The sequence below is a fragment of the Bradyrhizobium sp. NAS96.2 genome (assembly GCF_001908235.1).
In the GTDB taxonomy this organism is placed as follows: Bacteria; Pseudomonadota; Alphaproteobacteria; order Rhizobiales; family Xanthobacteraceae; genus Bradyrhizobium.
The window spans coordinates 1-515 of sequence record NZ_LGHK01000378.1 but is presented as its reverse complement, the minus strand read 5'-3'; the positions used below and the strand labels follow the sequence as shown (position 1 = coordinate 515).

Below are 515 nucleotides of genomic sequence, written 5' to 3'. Positions count from 1 at the left end.
GGAACGTGGTCGACAAGCACAAGGTCAATATCTTCTACACCGCGCCGACCGCGATCCGCGCGCTGATGCAGGGCGGCGACGAGCCGGTGAAGAAGACCTCGCGCAAATCGCTGCGGCTGCTCGGCTCGGTCGGCGAGCCGATCAATCCGGAAGCCTGGGAGTGGTATTACCGCGTGGTCGGCGACGACCGCTGCCCGATCGTCGACACCTGGTGGCAGACCGAGACCGGCGGCATTTTGATCACGCCGCTGCCCGGCGCCACCAGGCTGAAGCCGGGATCGGCGACGCGGCCGTTCTTCGGCGTGGTGCCGGAGATCGTCGACGCCGACGGCAAGACGCTGGACGGCGAGACCTCGGGCAATCTCTGCCTGACCAAATCCTGGCCGGGCCAGATGCGCACCGTCTATGGCGACCACGCGCGGTTCGAGCAGACCTATTTCTCGACCTACAAGAACAAGTACTTCACCGGCGACGGCTGCCGGCGCGATGCCGACGGCTATTACTGGATCACCGGC

At 65.8% G+C, this 515-nt stretch carries 1 protein-coding gene; it reads left to right on the top strand.

Going from position 1 to position 515, the window contains the following annotated elements:
* The coding region (locus AC628_RS41420; protein WP_143202106.1) for an AMP-binding protein at positions 1-515 on the top strand (515 nt) is incomplete at both ends.